The organism is Brevinematales bacterium (assembly GCA_026415355.1).
Taxonomy (GTDB): domain Bacteria; phylum Spirochaetota; class Brevinematia; order DTOW01; family DTOW01; genus SKYB106.
Map to the genome: position 1 here is coordinate 67463 of JAOAHF010000002.1, position 22722 is coordinate 90184.

The 22722-nt window shown below is 32.1% G+C and carries 20 protein-coding genes and 2 tRNA genes; 6 read left to right on the forward strand and 16 right to left on the reverse strand.

From position 1 onward, the window contains the following. Window position 1: 1 nt before the first annotated feature. Window positions 2-1093: a hydrogenase formation protein HypD gene (gene hypD / locus N2712_01000; protein MCX8028561.1), complete on the reverse strand. Its 1092-nt coding sequence runs from the start codon at window positions 1091-1093 to the stop codon at window positions 2-4. After that, the gene (locus N2712_01005; GenBank protein MCX8028562.1) at window positions 1090-1341 is read right to left on the reverse strand and encodes a HypC/HybG/HupF family hydrogenase formation chaperone; all 252 of its coding nucleotides are present in this window, start codon (window positions 1339-1341) and stop codon (window positions 1090-1092) included. Before N2712_01005 ends, hypD begins: the two co-directional genes overlap by 4 nt. Window positions 1342-1564: 223 nt before the next feature. Between N2712_01005 and N2712_01010 the strand changes: the two genes are divergently transcribed. Continuing rightward, a complete protein-coding gene (locus tag N2712_01010) occupies window positions 1565-2209 on the forward strand; it encodes a hypothetical protein (GenBank protein MCX8028563.1) in 645 nt (214 codons plus the stop codon). A 167-nt stretch (window positions 2210-2376) separates the two neighbouring features. Here the strand turns inward: N2712_01010 and N2712_01015 are convergent, their stop codons facing one another. The 7 genes from N2712_01015 to N2712_01045 all read right to left on the reverse strand — a co-directional run bounded on the left by N2712_01015 (window position 2377) and on the right by N2712_01045 (window position 7641). Beyond that, window positions 2377-3498: a DegT/DnrJ/EryC1/StrS family aminotransferase gene (locus tag N2712_01015; protein MCX8028564.1), complete on the reverse strand. Its 1122-nt coding sequence runs from the start codon at window positions 3496-3498 to the stop codon at window positions 2377-2379. Between the two features lie 14 nt (window positions 3499-3512). Then, window positions 3513-3668: a 50S ribosomal protein L33 gene (rpmG, locus tag N2712_01020; protein ID MCX8028565.1), complete on the reverse strand. Its 156-nt coding sequence runs from the start codon at window positions 3666-3668 to the stop codon at window positions 3513-3515. Window positions 3669-3684: 16 nt separating this feature from the next. Beyond that, window positions 3685-3758: transfer RNA gene (locus N2712_01025), tRNA-Thr, on the reverse strand. A 60-nt stretch (window positions 3759-3818) separates the two neighbouring features. After that, window positions 3819-6263, reverse strand: coding sequence for a hypothetical protein (locus N2712_01030; GenBank protein ID MCX8028566.1), 2445 nt, complete (start codon window positions 6261-6263; stop codon window positions 3819-3821). Window positions 6264-6266: 3 nt separating this feature from the next. Beyond that, window positions 6267-7094, reverse strand: a complete 828-nt coding sequence (gene rplB, locus N2712_01035; GenBank protein MCX8028567.1) for a 50S ribosomal protein L2 — start codon at window positions 7092-7094, stop codon at window positions 6267-6269. Between the two features lie 58 nt (window positions 7095-7152). Continuing rightward, complete coding sequence (locus N2712_01040) at window positions 7153-7548, reverse strand: 50S ribosomal protein L23 (GenBank protein ID MCX8028568.1); 396 nt, start codon at window positions 7546-7548, stop codon at window positions 7153-7155. A 20-nt stretch (window positions 7549-7568) separates the two neighbouring features. Beyond that, window positions 7569-7641 (reverse strand) — tRNA-Arg (locus N2712_01045). 230 nt (window positions 7642-7871) lie between these two features. On the opposite strand from N2712_01045, the gene dapB reads away from it, so the two are divergent. Continuing rightward, complete coding sequence (gene dapB / locus N2712_01050; protein MCX8028569.1) at window positions 7872-8663, forward strand: 4-hydroxy-tetrahydrodipicolinate reductase; 792 nt, start codon at window positions 7872-7874, stop codon at window positions 8661-8663. A gap of 105 nt (window positions 8664-8768) precedes the next feature. Next, window positions 8769-9527, forward strand: a complete 759-nt coding sequence (locus N2712_01055) for an enoyl-ACP reductase (protein MCX8028570.1) — start codon at window positions 8769-8771, stop codon at window positions 9525-9527. Between the two features lies 1 nt (window position 9528). On the opposite strand, the gene fmt is transcribed toward N2712_01055, so the two are convergent. From fmt to N2712_01080, 5 genes are all read right to left on the reverse strand, one after another. After that, window positions 9529-10452 carry a methionyl-tRNA formyltransferase gene (gene fmt / locus N2712_01060; protein ID MCX8028571.1) on the reverse strand — a complete coding sequence of 308 codons (924 nt, stop codon included), beginning with the start codon at window positions 10450-10452 and terminating at the stop codon, window positions 9529-9531. Between the two features lie 133 nt (window positions 10453-10585). Continuing rightward, on the reverse strand, window positions 10586-11920 hold the full coding sequence (locus N2712_01065) for a hypothetical protein (protein MCX8028572.1): 1335 nt from the start codon (window positions 11918-11920) through the stop codon (window positions 10586-10588). A 179-nt stretch (window positions 11921-12099) separates the two neighbouring features. Then, window positions 12100-14700, reverse strand: a complete 2601-nt coding sequence (locus N2712_01070) for an MMPL family transporter (protein MCX8028573.1) — start codon at window positions 14698-14700, stop codon at window positions 12100-12102. Further along, a complete protein-coding gene (locus tag N2712_01075; GenBank protein ID MCX8028574.1) occupies window positions 14697-15290 on the reverse strand; it encodes a TetR/AcrR family transcriptional regulator in 594 nt (197 codons plus the stop codon). Before N2712_01075 ends, N2712_01070 begins: the two co-directional genes overlap by 4 nt. 126 nt (window positions 15291-15416) lie before the next feature. Continuing rightward, on the reverse strand, window positions 15417-15986 hold the full coding sequence (locus N2712_01080) for a TMEM165/GDT1 family protein (protein ID MCX8028575.1): 570 nt from the start codon (window positions 15984-15986) through the stop codon (window positions 15417-15419). Window positions 15987-16511: 525 nt separating this feature from the next. Here N2712_01080 and N2712_01085 point away from each other — a divergent pair. Next, window positions 16512-17426 (forward strand): CPBP family intramembrane metalloprotease, encoded by a 915-nt coding sequence (locus tag N2712_01085; GenBank protein ID MCX8028576.1) that lies wholly within the window; start codon window positions 16512-16514, stop codon window positions 17424-17426. A gap of 219 nt (window positions 17427-17645) precedes the next feature. Further along, the gene (locus N2712_01090) at window positions 17646-19556 is read left to right on the forward strand and encodes a hypothetical protein (GenBank protein MCX8028577.1); all 1911 of its coding nucleotides are present in this window, start codon (window positions 17646-17648) and stop codon (window positions 19554-19556) included. 2 nt (window positions 19557-19558) lie between these two features. On the opposite strand, the gene N2712_01095 is transcribed toward N2712_01090, so the two are convergent. Beyond that, window positions 19559-20539, reverse strand: a complete 981-nt coding sequence (locus tag N2712_01095) for an FAD:protein FMN transferase (GenBank protein MCX8028578.1) — start codon at window positions 20537-20539, stop codon at window positions 19559-19561. Between the two features lie 165 nt (window positions 20540-20704). Here N2712_01095 and N2712_01100 point away from each other — a divergent pair, with 165 nt between their 5' ends. Further along, window positions 20705-21886, forward strand: coding sequence for a hypothetical protein (locus N2712_01100; protein ID MCX8028579.1), 1182 nt, complete (start codon window positions 20705-20707; stop codon window positions 21884-21886). Between the two features lies 1 nt (window position 21887). Here N2712_01100 and N2712_01105 read toward each other — a convergent pair whose 3' ends face one another. After that, window positions 21888-22646, reverse strand: a complete 759-nt coding sequence (locus N2712_01105) for a hypothetical protein (GenBank protein ID MCX8028580.1) — start codon at window positions 22644-22646, stop codon at window positions 21888-21890. Between the last annotated feature and the right edge of the window lie 76 nt (window positions 22647-22722).

The window sequence follows — 22722 nt, forward strand, 5'->3', positions numbered from 1 at the left end:
CCTAAACCTTGTGTAGCTTATACTTGTAATAAGCAGCACATGCACCTTCAGAAGATACCATAGGTGCCCCTAAAGGATACTCTGGAGTACATTTAGTACCAAATGCACTACACTCATAAGGTTTTTTAACTCCTTGGAGTATTAATCCACTTATACAATCCTCAGGTTCAGAAACAGATTTGAATGTCAACCCAAATTTCTTCTCAGCATCGTAATCTTCATAATCTTTCCTAAGACCAAGACCACTACCCGATATTGTACCTATACCTCTCCAATTTCTATTGACAATCTCGAAAACTTCCTTTATCAAACTCTGTGCTTCTATATTTCCCTCCCTCCTAACAGACCTTGTGTATTGATTCTCAACCTCATACCTACCTTCTTCAAGTTGTTTTACCAACATTAAAACTCCTTGAAGTATATCCAAAGGTTCAAATCCCGTAACAACTATCGGTACCTTATATTTCTTGGCTATAGGTTCGTACTCTGTATACCCCATAACAGAGCATACATGCCCAGCAGCAAGAAAACCGTTAACCTTATTTTTCGGAGACTTAAGAATAGTCTCAATAGCAGGTGGTACTAAAACATGAGAAACTAAAACTGAAAAATTCTTAATACCCATCTTCTTAGCTTGATAAACAGCCATAGCATTAGCAGGTGCAGTCGTCTCAAAACCAACAGCAAAAAACACAATCTCTTTATCTGGATTTTTGATAGCAATTTTCAGAGCATCCATCGGAGAATAAACAATTCTAACATCACCACCTTCTTCTCTAACAGCAAAAAGATCCTTATGAGATCCAGGAACCCTAAGCATATCACCGAATGAACAAAATATAACATTAGATAAAGACGCAATCTCTATAGCCTTGTCAATTATTTCAATCGGTGTAACACATACAGGACACCCCGGACCATGTATAAAAGATATACTCGGGGGTAAAACTTCATCTATGTTGAACCTAACAATAGTGTGTGTCTGACCCCCACAAACCTCCATTATTGTCCAACTACCCTTAGTGACCTTCCATATCTCATCTATGTACTTCTTGGCAATTTCAGAATTCCTGTACTCATCTACATATCTCATTCTTGTCCCCCTATCTGCTCCGAAACTTTGTCCATTTCCTCAAGATACCTAAATACACTTTGAGCCTCCTCTTCATCTAATTTGCTTATCGCAAAACCAACATGTACTATTACATAATCACCTACCTTTACATCAGGTATATACTCCAAACAAACCTCCCTCTTAACTCCACTAAAATCAACCTTACCCATTAAAGGTTCAGAACCATAATCAATCTCAACAACTCTACCCGGAATACCCAAACACATATTACCTAACCTCACCTCTCTATTAAGAGTAATTAATTCGTTTACCTAGAAACAACCAACATATAAAAGTCTATTTTTCTTGTAGGATTTCAAATTCAGTCTTACCATTTAACAAAAAACAAATATTTATCTAAAACAAGCGTTCAACAAGGCTTAGAAAAATTCCTATTTGGTAATCAAGTTAGTTGTTAATACAAATTAACATACTTCATAATTGCATGCTATGAAAAAGATAGCAACATTATTCACTTTAGTAACGGTACTACTCTGGATAAGTCTGATAACAGTCAGCTGTTCTCCTTCTGCAGGAAGAAAGATAATAGATAACGGGAAATTCGATACTGAGTTGTCTATAGGTGGTGCATTTTTTTATTACACTTCAATACCTTTACCATTACCTAATGTAGGTATAGGAGCAAGACATGGTGTATACCAAGACTTGAACATAGGTATAAAAATATACCCCTTATCTCTTCTATTCAATTCACTTCTAAGCGATGTATTTGTAGTAGGTAATATTTTTAAAAGTGATATCTCTTATGTACCAAGTATTAACATCTATGGGCAAATTAATATTTTAACTTACTTTGGGTACTTCGATATGGTATTTTATCCTCTAGTCGGTAGCACAGGTGTTTGGAGGTTTGAAACATGGGATATATATCTACCTTTTGAAATTTCAATTGATCCATACAACCCAAGAATATCTCTTAAGTTTAACCTAGGAATCGGACTTAATTTCAGAATATTCGATAAATTAACAATATCGCCTGAATTGAGGTTAAACAGCATAGCTAATATATATCTACCACTAGGTAGTATGGTAGGGATACCAGTATTATTTGTATCCGCAACCTACACTTTCTAAAGTCTCCTAATATTAGCAAATACCCTATGAAAAAGTTGTTAAAATACTCTAAAGAATCTTAGAAAGTTATTTCATTTTCTAAGCTTATGCATAAATCTTACACTACATAGAATTCAAGTAAGCAAGAATTTTACCTCTAAAAGTTTCGATTACAATTTCTTTCAATGCTAAATGGACCTAAAGAAATCCATAATAGTTTGTACAACATAATCTATTTCCTCATCCGTAAGCCCTGGAAAGATAGGTAAAGAAAGTACCTCTTTTGAAGCCTTCTCTGTATTCGGTAAATCTCCTTCTTTATATCCCAATTCTGAAAAACACTTCTGAAGATGTAGCGGTAAAGGATAATAAATTTCCGTTCCAATCCCCTTACCTGTTAAATACTCCCGCAACTTATCTCTGTAATTTGGAATTCTTATAGTGTATTGGTGGTATATATGCTTTGAAGAATCTGTTGATCTAGGGGTAAAAAGTAATTCCTTTTCTTCAAGCGTTTTTAGTAAAGAGTTATATTTACTTGCTATACTTATCCTCTCTTGATTATTTTGCTCTATCCTGTCTAATCTGTTGTTAATATAAGATGCTTGTATTTCATCAAGTCTTCCATTTACACCTATGTAGTCATGGTAGTATCTTTTCTCTGAGCCGTGCACCCTAAGCATTCTAACCTTTTTAGCAAGCTGTATATCATTAGTTGATATTGCTCCACCATCTCCTGCACCACCTAGATTTTTTGTAGGATAGAAAGATATACATCCAAATAAACCAAATGTACCTGTCTTCTTACCATCATATTCTGCACCAAGAGATTGAGCATTATCTTCTATTACTGCTATATTCCTAGAGTTGGCTATATTAATTATAGTATCAATCTTAGCAGGATTACCATAAAGGTGAACTGGAATTATAGCTTTTGTTTTAGATGATATTTTTTTTTCTATTTCATCAGGCATTATATTATATGTTTCAAGATCAATATCAGCAAAAACAGGTTTAGCACCCAACCTAGAAACACTACTTGCAGTAGCATAGAACGTAAATGATGGTACTATAACTTCATCACCTAACTTTATATCAATAGCCATCAAAGATATCAAAAGTGCATCAGTTCCCGAAGAAACTCCAATTACATCCTCAACACCCAAATATGATTTTAGCCTATTTTCAAGAAGATTAACATACTTGCCAAGTATAAACGCTTGGTTTTCAAATATCTCTTCTATATCTCTTAAAACTTTTTCTCTAATAAGCTTATATTCCCTCTTTAGATCAAGTAAAGGTACATTCATAGCAAAAATAGCTTTTAAGCTTTGCCTTCTTTATGAATTGTTCTTTTGTTACATCTAGGACAATATTTCTTTAGTTCAAGCTTCTCTCTCTGGAGTTTCTTTGACTTTTTAGTGTAGTAGTTTTTATTTTTACATTCTTGACAAACCATCGATATAACATCGGTAGCCATAATATAACTCCTAATGAGCCCAGGATCGGACTCGAACCGACGACCTCTTCCTTACCAAGGAAGTGCTCTAACCTACTGAGCTACCTGGGCAATTAGTATCTAGAATTATAAACATAAAAACAAACCTATTTCAAACTTGATAGGTTTGAATTAAACAACGATCATTTTCAAAAAGAAATTCTTACCCAAAAACCCATCCCTACTCGATACTTCAAAAACCTTGTAATCTCCGATTTTCAAGTTCGTGTACGTTCTATTTCTAACAAATATAGTGTTTTCCTCATCTTGAATAAAAAAATTACCATATTTGTCAACATAAGGAATAAAACCAAATATTCTTGCTTCATCTTGAACAAAAGCATCTTTCACACTACCAACCTTGATTCTTTCACGATATCCTCTAAAATTACTTCTCAGCAGATAAAGAGAAAAACCAAGTATCTTAAACTCATCCCTTATGAGAATAGACTTTCTATCATAGTAGGATAAACTACCACCTATCCTCAATAGATTCTCTCTAGTATCAATACTATCAAAACAACCTATCTTAATGAGTTTGTTACTCTCTCTAGGAAAATCTTTTCCAACTCTTGCGTAAAATTCAGAAAAGTTCTTAAAATTACCGTTTTGTCTTTCTTTAACTATTCTTTCAAGAACACCCATCTCTACACCAGAAACAGACAAAGGCAAAATATATCTACCATTATCGTATTTTATCTTACTAATGGAAGATAAGTTTATATCAATTTCAACGGAAATTCCCAAGTTTTTCAAAAATTGAAAAAGTACAAAACTATTTCTTCGAGATTTCAAAACACCTTTTATCAGAGTAATTATAAACTTAACCTCATCTTCTTGTTTTAACCTTATGTAGGATAGAAAATTATAAAAGTTTGGAACTTCATATGACTTTATACCTACTATATTCTTATACTTTGCTACAAATCTGATGATCTTTTCTGAAGTCTGTTTATCAATGTTATTATCAACAAGAAGTTTAAAAAGCTCAACTTCACCTACTCCAGTATACTTTTTATCTCTGGACCAAAGAATATTAAGTAATACTTCTATATCCTCATCTTTAACATCTCTAAAAAGACTATCCACAAAAATAGGTAACTTTTGAGATATCAACTCATCAACCATTGGCTTGTAATATGGCTTTAATGCTAACACTTTTCCTAGGTAAAAAAGTTTTAAAAGACTATTGATTCCCGATACCTCATATTCATTTCTAAGTTTATTCCAAAAAACTGATATCGTATCTGGAGTCACAAACAATTTATCATTCTTGATAACACTTGAAATATTCCCCAAATTCCTACTACTAGGGAAATACTCTAATTTCTTAACATCTAGAACAACATCATAGTACTTACCACAAAACTCTACAGGGACATTATCCTTGAATCTTATTCTCTTCCTCAAATAGCTACTAGAATAAAAAAGTCTATTACTCACTCTAAAACCATAAACAGAATTTTTCAGCAAACTTTCAAGAACATCTCTATCCTCTTTAGGTAAACCCCTAATTTCATCACTAATAAAACTATATCTATAGTGCACAGGATAAACTCTATGAAACAACTTATCTTCAAAGTTTCTATTGAGTATTTCAAGAAACTTTTCCTTAGACGAGACCACAACATCAACATGAAGTGGTTTTTCAAACAAAATATGGCTTAGCGAAATAACTTTTGATTTATTTATCTTAATTAATCCCAACTTCTCAAATATAAACGACATTGACAACAAATTCGACGTTATAACTCCATTACCCGAGAATTCTTCAAATGAATTTAATAACCTATAGAAAAACTCAGACAACCCCAGACTTGTAATTTTGTTAAATTCTTTTTTTATCTTTTCATCAGGAGTAGCTTTTGACACTATTTTCTTCCACAAAAGTGAAGCAAAATATTCATCATTCTCTTGATATTTTGGATATTCATAATCCCTTATATCCTTCAATACTTCAACAGTGTACAATATTTTACTCACTATCTGATTAGGTAGAAGTTCAACTTCTCTAAGCATTGAGAGAGCATTAGGAAACGAAGAAAAATTACGAATAAACTTCCTAACTATATTTTCATACTTTTCAAGATAACTAGGTGCTGTGGAGTACTTAAACGGAATTATATAATCAACCTTTGAAGAAGCAGTCTCAACAAACTTAATATTATGATTGGTTATACCTAGGCCAACTTTTCCCAATAAAGATTCATAAAGATACTTGAAGTGTTCTAAATTACTCCCCGTGTAGAAAGCTACTATATTCAAGGATCTTAGATCTCTGATAGATATCTGCTCTTTTCTACCTATTATCTCAAGAGAAGAGAAATCCCTAGGAAGGATATATACTTTTATTTTCTCATTTTGTCCACTTATATAATTCCTAATAGCAGGAAAAAATATAACAGAAGACTTCGGAAGATGTAGTATTTTCTCCATCCATAAGAAATTAGGATCGGCTATTCCTATAGCTTTAAAACCGTTTTGTATTGCAAGCTTTTCAATAAGAGGTATTGTTAATATAGACTCTTTCGAGAAAGATGTATATACTCCTATTAAACCTAAGGGTATTAATAACATTAACTATTTTCTTCTTTGGAGTATATACTTGTCAGTTGACTTATTTTTCTTCCTTGTTTTGTACCCTAAAGTTGGTTTAGCCCAAGGTGTCATTGGATATGGATATCCTTTTTGCTTACCACCTTCACCACCACCATGCGGATGATCAATTGGGTTCATTGCAACTCCTCTAACTTTTGGCTTTATACCTAACCACCTACTTCTACCTGCTTTACCTATTCTTATATTCACAACATCAGGGTTACTAACCTGTCCTATAGTAGCATAGCAATTCAACAAAACCATTCTAATTTCACCCGAAGGCATTCTCAATATTGCATATTTACCTTCCTTAGCATCAAGTCTAGCAAACGTACCACCACCTCTAGCAATTTGTCCACCTCTACCTGGATACAACTCAACATTGTGTACCATAGTTCCAACAGGTATGTTCTTAAGAGGTAAAGCACAACCAAGTTCAATTGGTGCATTCTCGCCAGCCATTATTTTATCACCAACTTTTATACCAAGCGGTGCTAAAATATATCTTCTTTCACCATCTTCATAAACAACTCTACATATCCTAGCAGTTCTATTAGGATCATACTCTATTGTTTCAACTCTAGCCCACATGTTTCTTTTATCTCTCTTAAAATCTATTATTCTGTAAAGCTTTTTGTGTCCACCACTTTTGGTGAAAACCGTCATTCTACCCAAATTGTTTCTTCCACCTTTTTTTCTTAACCCTACAGTTAACCCTTTATATGGTTCTTCAGCAGTTATCTCAGAAAAATCGTAACCCGTTCTATTTCTAGAACCATTTGTGACAGGTTTGTAAGTCTTGATACCCATAAACTCCTCCAAACAAAATTTAGATTAAATCCAACAAAAACTAATCTTTAACTAAAACCTACTTCTTCTTTTCTTTTTCTTTCTGTTTATCTTTTTGCTTATCTTCCTTCTTAAAATCTCTTGCTTTAGATTGATCCTCTACTGGCTGTAATTCTTCAAATATAGGGATAATACCCCTAGAAAGTTTAATGTAAGCTTTCTTCCACCCTGATTTCCATCCTTCACTATATCTCACCCTACTTCTGAATATTTTTCTCTTTCTCGGAACAACTATAGTATTAACGGTTTCAACTTCAACCCCATAAAGCTTCTCAATTTCTTGCTTTATTGCCATTTTCGTAGCATCTTTTCTCACTTTAAAAACATAATACCCCGTAGGGTTATTCTGTTTATCAAACATCATCAACTGCGCTTTCTCCGAAAGCAGCGGCGATATGATTATGGATTTAGGCATCGTATCCTCCAGTAGGAATGTGCGCCCAGCGGGACTCGAACCCACAACCCTCTGCTTAGAAGGCAGATGCTCTATCCTTTGAGCTATGGGCGCCAAACCTATAATGCTTTAGTAATTATAATAAACTAAACCATCTTTTATCAAATTACTTTTCGCAAAATATACCTACACTCAGTATTCATTACTCTATAAGTATACCTGTGAATTTTCTTAACATTTTATCTAACAAACTCTCTTATTACCTTGTTAATAACTATAACAAAACTGAATTTTTAATTCAACTAATAGTTATTAAAAAATTATCTTCATCAAGGAGGTGTAATATGATAAATGTTTTAATAAATGGAGCCAGTGGTAGAATGGGTACTACAAATGTTAGGGTATTTAGCGAAGATAAAGAAATAAAAATAGTAGGTGGTATTGTAGAAAAAGGCAATCCATCAGTAGGTAGAGACATAGGAGAAGTAGCAGGCATTGGAAACATAGGAGTAAAGATTTCAGATAACGTCGAAGATTACATCGAAAAAAGTGATGTTATCGTAGATTTCTCAGTGCCCTCCTCAACAAGTACCCTAATAGATTTAGCCCTAAAATACAACAAAAAACTAGTTATAGGAACAACAGGACTTGACAAATCCATTATGGATAAGGTAGTATTCGCTTCAGAAAAAATAGCAATAGTCCAAAGTCCTAACTTTAGCATCGGTGTAAATCTTATGTTTGAACTAGTAAAGAAAGCATCATTAGTACTAGGCGAAAACTTTGATGTTGAAATTATTGAAATACATCACAACAAGAAAAAAGACTCTCCTTCAGGAACAGCACTCAAATTACTAGAGAGTATAAAAGAACATAGAAAAGATTATAATACCATCTACGGTAGAGAAGGTATCATTGGAGAAAGACCAAGTAAAGAAATAGGAGTATTTGCTATAAGAGGTGGTGACGTTATCGGAGAACATAATGTTATGTTTCTGGGATATGGAGAAAGAATCGAAATAATACACAAAGCTTCTTCAAGAGAAACATTTTCAAGAGGAGCCCTAAGAGCTACAAAATTTTTGTACACCCAAAACAAAGGCTTGTTTTCTATGAAAGATGTTCTAGGATTGTAAAAACACTATAAACTAAGTACAATACCTACTAGAATCTCAAATTACAAACTTGAATTGAAAGTAGAAACTTATCTATTATTCTGTAAGAATTTTAGGAGGTAGATTATGGGATTAATGGATGGTAAAAAAGGAGTAGTTTTTGGTGTTGCTAATAAGTGGAGTATTGCATGGAGTATATCAAAAGTACTTCATAGAGAAGGAGCACAAATACTTCTTTCTTACCTTGGAGATGAAGATAAAATAAAAGAACTAGCAAGCGAAATAAACGCAAGAATTTTTTCCTGTGATGTATCAAAGGATGATGACATCACAAAATTATTCGATTTTGTAGGCAAAGAATACGGGAAAATAGACTTTATCGTTCACTCAATAGCTTTTGCTCCTAGAGAAGCATTACAAGGTAGATATATTGATACATCTAGAGAAGCATTTAAAATTGCTCTTGATGTAAGTGCATATTCCTTAGTCAAGATCGTTAAAGAAGCCGAAAACTATCTAAACGACAATGCATCGATAATCACCATGACATATTTAGGATCTGTAAGAGCAGTGCCCAACTATAATGTTATGGGAGTTGCAAAAGCAGCGTTAGAATCAAGCGTAAGATATATTGCTTACGATCTAGGATCAAGAGGAATAAGATGTAACGCAATATCAGCAGGCCCTATTAAAACACTCGCAGCAAGAGGTATAAGTGGATTTATGAACATGTACGAAGAATATCCAAAAAGAGCAGCATTAAAAAGAAATGTGGAAGCAGAAGAAGTTGCCAATACTGCCCTATTCTTACTAAGCAGTATGTCTTCAGGAATAACCGGTGAAGTTATATATGTTGATGCCGGATACGAAATAATGGGTATGTAAGCTACTCAAATTTATCGCCAATCTTAACTCTATATCCATTTATAAACGATTTCGCGTCCATCGCTTTCGAACTCTCTGGAAGTAGTTTTTCTACTTCCAGTATTCCTTTACCTGTCTTTACACCAAGAGTATCTCCTAATCTAACAATTTGACCAACTTCACCTTCTAAATCTTCCCCTACATACCTCGCTTTGAGTACTTTTATAAGCATTCCTTTATAGAAACAATATGCTTTAGGCCACTCTATAAAAGCCCTGACTTTGCAATGAATTTTTTCTGCGCTTTCATTCCAGTCTATCTTACCATCTTTCTTTTCTATCATTCTCGTATAAGAAGCCATACTCTCATTCTGTGGAATAGCATTAATATTCTCCATAGACAGGAAATCCAAAACTAATTCCACCGAAAGATCAGAAAGTTTTTTAGAAAGTGAAGTGTAATCATCATTATCATCTATAGTTATTTCTTTCTGCAATATTATATCACCAGCATCCATGATTTCATTTATGTAAAAGAGAGTAGTACCTGTTTTTTTATCACCATTCAGTATAGCATAATGTATAGGAGATGGCCCCCTATAGCTAGGCAATAAAGATGGATGTATTCCAACACTACCTCTAACAGGAATTTCAAAAACACTCCTCGGTATTATTTTCCCATAATCACATACCAGAAATACATCAAAATCTCCGCTTTTCAGAAATTCAACAAACTCTCGAGATTTAATATCATAGTTATCTACGTAGTCTATACCCCTAGATAAAGCCAAATCTTTGACAGGTGTAGGCAATAAAATTTTACCTCTACCTTTATGCTTATCTTGCTTCGTTATGATAAGCTTCACACTATCTCCATAGCTACTACTCAATATTCCTTCCAAAACATACCTAGAGAAAACTCCTGAACCAAAATAAGCTATTCTCATCAAAATCTCCTAAAACATATATATTCTTAAGTTGTTAGCTATCTCAAATCAAAGAAAATAATCTAACTAAAACTTCTTAGCATTCAAGAAATAGTAAATCCTAAAAAGGGGCCAATAACCCCTACAAAAAATACTATGGTATTCTATATTCAATACTCCAAAGTGATGTAATATTGTTAAATCCACTATCCCCACTTAATATCCAAGGTAGAGTTCCATTAACTAATACTCCATCCAAAAAATTGTAACTAACTACCCAATCTAGAGATAAATCCTTCAAAGGCTTGATCGAAAACCCCAATGATAATGATGATAAAGGCGTTGCCAACGATAAATCAGATATCACACCACTAGTCTGCTTTGAATCACTCCCATAGTAAGTTACTCGATATATGCTCTTTGAAACTCCACTCCTAATTACAAACCAATCAACAAAAGGAACTTCAAAAGATACAAAAACTGGTACAAACGTAGAACCATTCAATTCTGTTTGGTCATTGAGTTTTAAGTAAAGATTACGAATTCCAAAAGAAGCTCCAAAAGAAATAAATAGATTGTTTATATATAAGTTATAAGACGCTCCAGCGTTAATCACAACATTTTGTAAGCCTTTTGATATATTAGTTTGTGACTCTGGAGTACCATTACCATCAATATCAACTATTACTGTTTCCTTAGCAGGTAATGCATAACTAAAGTACCTTGCAAAACCCATAAGATATGAATTAGCTGAAAACTTCAACTTAGGCTGTAGGGATATGTCAAACCCAAAAGCACCTTCCGTTTTATTCTCACGGAAGTTTTGATAATTGTTTATAGTAGGATTGTTTGTTTTAAATGATACCTCAGCATAAGGAAGATACAACTTTACACCAGCATCAACTGAAATAAAAGACAAATCAACTACACTACCAAGTATGAGTTTAATCTGTTGTATCGAACGATTCTGAGAAATTTTGTTAGTTATAGTATCTCCTTGATAATAGGATATATTCACATTAGTAAAGTCACTAGCATACCCAAATCCTATGTATGGTTTTAGCATCTTTATACCCAAAATACCACTTATGCCCACTATTACATCAATCCTATTTCTTAAATGATCTAGCAGATCAAAAGGATCAGAAATAGCAATATTAGTTATTAAACTTAATTCCGGATACGAATAATTGAATATCACAGAAAAGTTAAGCCTTTCAATCGGCGTTACCAAAGCATATTTCAACAATCCATAAGAGTTATTGAATATTCCCAAAGCCCCTTGCCTAGGTTCAAGTATAATAAAATTCGTATCATAGTTAACGTAACCTGAAACGTAAGTAATGTTAAAAGGATCTTCAACTAAAAACAATGTACCTACTTCCGGGTAAGAATTGAAGTAATTCAATCCTATTAGCCTCGATTCAGAAGCAAATAATATACTCGTACATAAAAATACCAAAATCGAAGGTACTATAATACGATTCATACAAGACCTCCTTAAAATTCTACTAGAATTATGTACTATTTATAACTACTAATTCAAGTGATGCTTTACCTGAATTAAGCTTCTGTAACAACACTTTTTTTACCACTTAAAACCAAAATTATGCTTTTTAAATATCTACACTAAGCCGTTTACTAAACTTTAGCTTAAAGAATACACAGCTAAACTAGCCTAAGTCTCTTCTTTAACGCTATTATGAATATAGGTAATAGTGTCAAAGCTGAAATACTACTTACTAACATTGTAAGAAACATCATAAGGCCAAAATTTCTCAAAGGTACTATATCTGAGATTAGTAGAGTAGCAAATCCTAACCCTACTGCCAAAGCATTAGCAATTATACCCTTACCAGTTGTAGAAAATGTAGTATAGAATGCTCTTTCATAGTCTAAACCATTCTTAACCTCGTATACATATCTTGATATGAAATGTATAGTATAATCAATACCAACACCAACAGCTATTGATGCTATTGTAACCGTTACAAAATCTAGGTATATACCAAACAGTCCCATAACACCAAAATTGACAAGCAAGGTAAATATTATAGGAACTATGGATATAAGAGCCTCAAGAAAAGATCTAAACGCAAAGAAATTCATTATCAAAACAGCTAATATTATAATAACAAGGCTTGTTAACTGATTTTGTAGTAGCTTATTCTCTATATTCGTAAATAGCCTAGCAATCCCAATAACTTCAGATTCTTTAATTACATTAAAAGAGTTCTTATTTGTTTTAGAAGGTATAGGTATTTTATTCCAAACACTAGGAGATAAAGCATACATCATATCCTCAGCAGAAACTAACTTTTCATCTATTTTCAAAGTATCGTAAATATACTTTGAGAATTTATTAATAAATACCCTCCTCCCCTCATAATCTGTAGAAAGTAGCATATTCTGAGACAGATAATTTTTAACAACTGATTTTATTTGGTTTTTGAAATCTTCTTTTGAAAGAGTGTTTGTAATACCTACTCTGAGAATTCTGTTATATATAGCTTTTGATATTATTTCTGAAGTATATTCTATATCATCCATAGGACTTATGAGTATAGAATTTGAATACTCTGAAAGAAGTCTTTTAGTCATCTCGATGAGCTCATATCTTTTGGTAGATGACATACCACCTATAAGCATATTTATTACTACCTCATCTTTATCTTCAGACACAACTCTCGAAACATTTTTACTTCCTTCTATGAAAAACCAAAGATTTTGAACTTCATACCTAGTATCTGGTATTGATTTAAGGCCAACCATTCCTTCGTTTAACTTTGCTATTATCTCTGATATTGATTGGGGTTTACTCTTACCATTCAGGTAATACCTCTGTTCTTCTTCTATTATGTACATAATTTTCAACAATACTGGATCTTGAATGTCCCCCTTTATATATGTCTTAAACTCAAAAAATCCATCAAAGTTTTTGTTTATCACTTCAGCAACCTTTCTTGGTTCCGTATCTTTATCAAAATATCTCAGATAGTCAACCTCTACATGTATTTTTGAAATAAAATATATCGACAACAAAGCAACAATAATAAAAACAAACAGTATAGGTATCCTAGCACTAAAGACTAATCTAGATATGTACATCATTAATTTACTTGTATTCTCATGGTGATGTTTTATATGAATTAGGTTCAATTTCGTTAGAATTGCTGGGACAAAAATTAACGTCAGCACTGTAGCAATACCTATACCTAAAGAAGAAACTGTAGCAAAGTTTTTGGAAGATATCATTTCATTTGCAAGCCCTATTGATACAAAACTAGCAATAGTAGTCAGTCCACTCATAAGTACAGGTATGAAAATTCTAACCATGGTTCTTACTATAGCTTCATCTTTATCTCCTATCTGACTTAATTTTTCGTAGTATTCGTTTATAACGTGTATAGAGTAAGCATTACCTACTGCTATAAGTATAACAGGTATTGCAACACCAAAAGTTGTTAAGGGATACTCTAAATATCCCATAATACCCATACCCATAGCTAAAGCAATCAAAACAGTAGCAAGCGGTAGAAAAGTACCTACTAGTGTCCTCATGGATAAAGATAAAGTTACAAGCACTATAATTGATACAACTGGAATAAGTTTCAATATATTATCCGATACCAATTTAGACATAGAATTAATTTGCATCGGAGAACCACCATAATACACATCACATCTTACGTTGCTATTCTTTATGAATCCATCAACCTCAGATCTCACTTTACGAGCAACGATATCAGACTTCAAATCTGCCTCTGGTATCACTACAATATTTACCGACTTACTATCTAGAGAAACTAAAGACCCCTTATAACTCTCTCTTGACATCACATAAGTTCTAAGTATATCAAGTTCTCTACCACTGGGTATCTCTTCCTGAAATAACTTTTCTACAACTATACCCTCTCTCGTAGTTCTTATATCCTCAACCTCTGTAATAGAGATAACTCCAGAAACTCCTTCAATACCCTCTATAAACCTCGATAGTTCTCTTACAAAAATCAAATTACTCTTACTAAACACATCATCTTCAAACTCTACCATAATAAGTATAGGATTGTTGTTCTTAAATTTTTCATTCACATAACGAGTCAAACTCGCTATTCTATCCTCACTTGAAAACCAGTTTAGCAAATCATTGTCTATATATAATTTAAATATTCCAAAAGATAAAACAACTAAAAAAGCAAAAACCAATACTATAACCCAATCACTCTTCTTAACAACCCAACTAAAAAATCTCTCAATATATCCCTTCATAAAGCCTCCCTAGGCATCAAAAGAAAATAAATTATCTCGGAAACTTTATCACAATATTGTTCCTCAGAAGCTTCGAATTCCTCTTGATTTTGCTCTGAAATCCTTGTCCGTAGATCAATAACCCCCACAACTAAATTTGTTATAATAACTTGATCCACAAAAGAAATATAATCTGGTATGTTAAACTTCTCTCTCATTTTTGATATAAACTTATCGAGTACTAAAGAAATAGTTTCTGTTATCGTAGTACCAATAACATCTTTGTATATAAGTCCTTCTCTAAAAAACACTTTAGCCATACTTATATGCCTGTTTAAATGCTTTATAGCAGTTCTAACTATTTCGCTTACAAACTCCTTTGGAGAAGAAAAATTCGATATATCTATTTTCTCAAATAACTCATTAAATTCGTTAACTCCTTTCCTTATGATACTATTAAGAAGCCCCTCTTTACTAGAAAAATAGTAATAAATCATAGCCTTATTAACACCAGATTCCTTAGCAATCTCATCAACTGAAGTAGCATCAAAACCTTTGGTCGAAAATAAACTTATAGCACAATTCATTATTTTATCCTTAGGAGATTCCATAAACTACCCTATTAACTTACTAGTTAGTTAGATATGATAAAAATAATACTACCAAGTTTCAAGTTCTCTCAATCTAAATCCGAGGAATAGAACTTCTTATAAAAATTTACCAAACAAACGCAGTAATCAAAACACAAAAGCACCCGAATACTCAAGAAGCACTATAATTCCTAATGCTATCAATATGAATGATACAATATACTTTAAAACCATTTTTATCCTTTCTTCTAGTAGTTGCCTTCTAAGAAACAAAACTAAAAGATTAGGAATCAGGAATCCTATTGTTGCTCCAACAAAAGTAAAAAATGTTTCCTTTGAGTTTAGAATAACCCCAATTACAAGTATTTGGGTTTTTTCTCCAAGCTCTGATCCAACAAGATTTGTAATGACTCTAAACAAAGACGGTAGTTTTGAAAACCTTTCTTTAATCTCCTCATCTTTCTCAAAAATCATAAATAAACCAACCATTAAAAAAATAAGCCCACTAGCAAGTACAAGAGATGCTTTTGGTACAAATTTGTTAAGTAAATATCCAATTAAAACTGGTATCAAAATTATAACTAACGAACTTATGAATATACCTAAAACTAAAGTTGGCTTACTCTCAGTATCAAACATTTTACGAACTACCAGTAAGGATTTATCTAAAAGCTGTATTAAAAACACTATTGATAACGATAAAAATAAAATAATCATATGGATCTCCTACTAAAAACAACATATACCCAGATGAATAGTAAATCATTTTTCAATACATCATCAAGCTTAGTTATGTAACTATAGTAAAACCTAGAATTTCTAGGTGGTTATTTAGAATGATAATATGTTTAGTTATCAAGAGTCAAGAGGTCTGCAAGATACTATGATAATGAAACACCCCCTATAAGACAATTATCCTCTTATCTAAAGATAAAACATTTGACTAAGAAGACAGTGTACTTGTGTATATACTCTTAGAAAGTTTCATCCGAAAACTCCAAATTCTCCACCAATTTCTTCTGAAATGCACAAGAAACTTATAGATCCTACTACTCAAGAGATTGATTACATCCTTTCAAAATTTAAATTCCAAATATTTCCCAGAGCAAAAACTTTTATCTCACTAAAAACATCAACCACAACTCCTTTTCATCAAATTTTAGACTTCGTTGGCAAGAAAAAGTATTTTGATTACAAAATCAAACATTCATTACAATATTGCAAGATCTTTCAGAGGTTTGTATGAGTAGAAGACTTATAATATTTTTATTGATTTCATTTACATTTAGCTGGTCTATTGCTCTACTTTTATGGATTAGCGGAATATATTCACAAAGTGAATACAGGTTGTTAATTACACTATTATTAGTAGCATATATGTTAGGACCTGCTGTAGGTGCAATAATATCCCAAAGATTATCAGGAGGTAAGGTCTTTGATCTAGGAATAAGATTCAAATTCAATACCTGGTGGATATTAGGAATATTTAGCGTACTGTTAATAGTAATAATCAACATACTCATAGCAACACTTATGGGTTCAGGACTGAACACAAATTGGGAACAATTCAAAAACAGCATACTCGAATTTTACAAAAACATAAGAGATAACAATCAATTGTCAGAAATCATGAGCCAATTCGATAAAATTGGTAAATATCTTAACTATAACATCTGGATACTGTATTTAATAATACTGCTATCAGGTACCATAGCAGGTATAAGCATCAACGCAATAGCAGCATTTGGTGAAGAACTAGGATGGAGAGGACTCTTATTCGAAGAGTTTAAAAGGTTTGGATTCATAAAATCTTCTCTAATTACTGGTCTTATATGGGGAGTATGGCACGCACCTATAATAGTAATGGGACACAACTTTCCTAATCATCCCTTTGAAGGTATATTCCTTATGATAGGTTTCTGCATAGTATTCTCATTCGTAATGAACTATTTTAGAGAAAAATCTGGCTCCGTTGTACTCTCTTCAATGATGCATGGAGTACTTAATGGTACAGCAGGAATATCAATATATGCTAACACATTAAAAAACGATATACTCTACAACACCGCAGGAATATCAGGAATAATATCAGTGCTACTTATAATATTCGTAATATCTATCTCATCAAGATTATATTCCAAAACAAGTGCAACATAAAATCTCAAAAGATACTTAAATACCTCTACTAAACTAAAACAACATTTGAACTAATGAAAGTCCTGTTACTTAAGTCAAACAAAGTCTAAAAACAATTAGGTAAGTATAATTTTCCTGCTAAAGCACATCAAGTACACAACTTTATACATTATTTCTAACAAATAAAAATTGTGTTAGTTTTAAAGTTATACTTTATAATTTCATATCAGAGGAGATTTTATGGAAAATACTATTAAAAAATTCGTTGATTTGGTGAGAATGTATAATAACAACCCCAGCCAAAGAGTTTTTAGAGTTGATAGGGATTGTTATGTAGTTTTTACAGGTTTCTCAGCACTCGATGAAAAACCATTCATAAGAATAGGATACTCCACGTATATTGAAAAAATCAAAAACCACATAAGTAATGTTATTATAGCATCCGGATACCTATCATCCCTAAAAGAGGAAATAAAACAGATAGAAAGTGATGAATTTGAAACCAACTTTATAGTACCCAGTAGCATAAACAATGTCATCATAAAATTCATATCTCCCAACCTACATCATAAAGTCAATGTAAATGTTATCGACAAATATCAAGAAGCACTAGAAAGTAGCAAAGTTTTAAAAGAGATAACACAAAAGTATAAAACCTATGTACTATTATACGATAATGGAAACTTCACCATCACTTTCAGTGGAAAGAAAATATTTGATATGTTTTCATCAATAACAAACGATCTAACAACATCCAAAATACTAAATCTCCTATCCTCAAAACTCTACCATCTGCTACCTCAAAACGCTATAATAAGAGTTGGTGGTAACTACATAATACGAAGTAGATCTGGTGAAATACTTATAGCAACAGAAGAATTCGATGAAAAAGAATTTCTCAGAAGCCCAATACCACTAACTACCGTTAAAAGTATAATAGGAAATGACGTAATATCCTTAATAGATACCATCAGGCTTATCTACAATAGAAATAATTTAAGAGTCTATACAAATAGAGATACTTACGAAGATTTTAAGAAATTCACACTAGGTATAAAGTTTGTTGAGATAAGCGACAGAATAAACTTAATAAACAACGTCAATATAACATCAAAAGACAATAAATACAGTATCCCTCTTGTTGATAATGATGGAAAGGAAAAGAATATAGTATTTGGTAAAAGTAATGACAAAAACTCCATAAGACTAAATAACCTGGATTATGTACTACTTAAAGACTTTTCAATAAAAACAACACCCTATATCTCAACAAACATATTACTCAAATCACCTGACGAGAAAGATTACGAAAATGTTTTTAACTCACTAAAAATCCAGATAAAGCAAATCTTCAACAAAAATGTTACACTATCAGATATCCTAAAGGAGTTTGAAAAAGACAACAATAGGATAATAAATGATAGGAAAAGACTTGAAGAATTAGTATCACTATATGAGCTAGTATCCTCATTACCATATTCTGAAAAACTGAAATTGATAGTAAAAAGTGAAAAACTAGAAGGAACGAAAGGAGAAGAAGAAATACAAAAATTGGCGAAACAAATATCAGAAACAAGCCAAAAACAAGAACACCAAAACATACAAATAGAAATACATTCAGTCAAAAATGGCAAAGAAACAAAAAAACAGTTTAAGGAACACCTGTTCAGGAAGTTAGGATTCAGGTACTTAATCATTGGTGTAGTTACCTTTTTACTTCTAGTTAGTGGGATATTATTACTGAATGAAGTAGGAATTTTCGAAAGACCTCTAACAGAAGAAGAATCAAGGATAACAGATATAATAAGTAAACTAGAAGATACTTATGAACCAGAACTAACAAAAATACAAGAATCTCTAGGTATAATCATAACTGACTACGACATATGGGTTTATGTAAACAAAGTAGCAGTAATAAACGGATATAAACCTTTGACGTACCGAAATCCTAAAAAGTGGGAAGATCCTGACTGGGTATATCCTGGCAATAAACTCAAAATGGTTGACGGAACGGAAGTTATGGTAAGAAGAAATGACAATATGTGGAATATAAGCAAAAGAAAAATAATAGAAGGCTACATAAAAAAGAACTATAACGTAACAGTTAAATCGAGAGCAGGTACAAATTATTACAGAGTCAAGAAAAAATAAAATCACTTAGCCTTTTTGGTAGTCTCTCTATCAAAAATTTTCATCCAATGAGAAGTTTTGTACACTCTTGTTTTACCATCTTCTAAAGTTATAAATAATGCTTTTATCCTATTCTTCTCAGCAAATAACATTCCAGCATCCTTTCCCATAACAAAAAGTGACCTTGCAAGTACAGTAGCATCTAAAAGTGAATCATCAACAACTGATACTGATAAAAGATTATGTTGAGGTGGATAACCATCCCTAGGGTTTATTATAGAATGATAATTTTTGAAACCTTCAACAAAAGCATTTTCAGAAATATCAGCAGTATATATTCCTAAGTTAGATATATTTATAGTTACAAATATTTCGTTTTCCAATCTGTTTTGGGGATTCATTATACCTACAGTCCAACCATAATTTTCTTTACTCCCCAAAGCTAATGAAAAACTATTACCAACAGAAACAAAAGCATTACTAATACCATTCTTCCTTAGGATAACTTTGACTTTATCTAGACCTAAACCTATAGCAAAAGGTACTAGGTAGAATTTTGTCTGTTTATTCTTTAGTATTATAAAGTCGTTTGAGAATATCAAATTCCTAGGCGAAGATATCTTTAAAGCATTAGAAATCTCACTAGGAGTTGGAACATAAAAAGAATTTTTTTCAAATCCCCATATATCTATTATGTAACCAATAGTAGGACTTATTGATTTAGTTAAATAATGATAATACATTATTTTTCCTAGCATTAATCTCAAATCATCATTTATCATAACAGCTCTTCTGTATCCTTTTTTTGTGATTTGAGATATATAACTACCATTCTCATACGAATAGTTGTAAATGTGATTTGTCAAAGTTTCAAAAATTTCTTTTGGCAGCTTCTTAACTATTTCAGAATTCGTAGAAAATATCTTAACAACAATAGGAACACCATTGTATGTAAAAAACTCAGTAGCCAGATTAGAAAAACCAAACTTATTAAAAAAAAGCACAAGTAATAATATTAACAAAAACCTAATTAATTTCATTAATAATAATTATTATGGTTTGCCAAGTCGTTTTTCTATCTTCATAACCACTTCAAAAACATATCCGTTTCGAGTTTGAGTTGACAGTTGAAGAAATACGATAATTATCTCATGAGATTATACTCTATCATGATACTAGTAATCATACTTATCACTATAAATAGCATTGGCTTTTCACAGATATCTCTAATTAGTTATGGAATAGTCGATGGAGATGTGTTAGTCAGTTGGAAAACTTCAGACACTAACATATCATTTTCTATCTACAGAAGCCCGGTACTAATATCCAACGTAACCTCTTTTTCAAATAATATAACTAATATCAAGATGATAGGCAGATTTTCGTACAATAATGTTGCCAAAAAAGGCGAACTCCTTTACATAACAGATCCTACACCTAACATAGGGACAAACTATTATTTCATACTTCCAAACAGAGAAGGAAAAGATATCATAAGCTTCTTTCCTGAACAAAACTATTCTACAGCAAATCTAATATTCATTCCAATTCCTAAAGTCGAAGTTGAATACGACAAAGATTTGAGAAATACAATAATAAAGTGGAATAAGGTAAGTAATATTGATGGATACCTAATATACAAAATCTTCGGAACTCAAGTAGATGATATATCTAGATATACTCCCATAGCTAAGCTATCTCCAGAAGAAACAATATTTTTCGATGTTCTACCTTCAGATACAAATGTATTCTACGTCGTAATACCTTTTTCCGGAGCGATAACTAATTTCTACTTTTCAAAAAAGCACAATAGTATTATAGTATCACCTACTAGAGATAGTATCGAGCTTATTCAAAACACAAATAATCGCGAAAATATCAAAAGAGATGAGATCTTAATGTCAGATATCAAAAATGTCCTCGTAACTAATTACATTACAAACACAATTATTCAAACAAATACTTTGACTATAACTAACTTAATCAACATAACTAATTTTCAAACAGTAGAAACTAGAAACAAACAGAAAAAAGAATCTACAACTGAATATATAAGCAACAGTGAAACTATCATATTCTTAGACGAAAATGAGATAGAAGAATACTTAAAAGAAATAGTCAGAAAGTACTTTAATACTAAAAGGTATTATGATGCTAAGATAAGACTTAAGGATCTACTATCAAATACAAGTGGTACGCCAAAAATTAGAGGTCTAGCTATGGTTTATCTAGCCAGAGCGGAATATGCATTAGGTAACAAAAATGAAGCTATAGATATACTATTCAAAGCCAGAGCAATTATACCAGAAGAAGCAGACTTCTGGCTAAACAGGTTTTTAGTTAATAGATAAATTACTTTCTCCTAACACTTACATAGCTTTCAGTAAGAGGGACTTCTATTCTCGCTAAAACATAACTATTGTTAGGACCTGAAATCCTGAAGAGAGACGGATCAATTCCTACTCCTTTAAGTAGCATAACTATCAACGCTATACCAAGACCAGCACCTTCAAGTTCGTCTCCTTGCTCTAAATAAAACTGAGATATGTCGTCATATCCCATAGCTTTCTTAAGTTTTTCCCTTATTCTTCTATTTTCAAATTCACTCATACTTACATTATTAACTACTTCTATTCTAACACCATCCTTTGAGTGATAAAATGCAACACTAATATATAAATCTTTTTCTGCTAGCTTAGACATATACTTTGGAAGATTGATTTCCGATAACTCCTCCTTAAACTTTATCATACCCAACAAAAAACTCTTCTCATCATTTATATTAACATTATTCTCCTCAAATACAACACGTTTTATATTTGCTTTACTTGCATTCAATATAAGCTCCTTTACACAAGTATATATAATGTCTGATAAATCCTGTCTACAGTAATTTTCGAATATTTTCGATATAACAATATTAACTCTCCTTTCTATCTCATGAGATATCCCGTAAAACTTTAAATAGAAATATTTACCCCCCTTTATCAATTCAGAAACCAGCTTAATAAATTCTTCATCTGACTTCACATTTATATCAATTCTATCATACATATTTTCATCCTCCTCAGAATAGAGAAGACTATAACCGATACCTATAAAATTTTCCATGGAATTTACCCCCAAGATAACTATTCAAATTACAAACTCTACCAGTAATTACTAACTCAACATAAGGTTTGGGAAT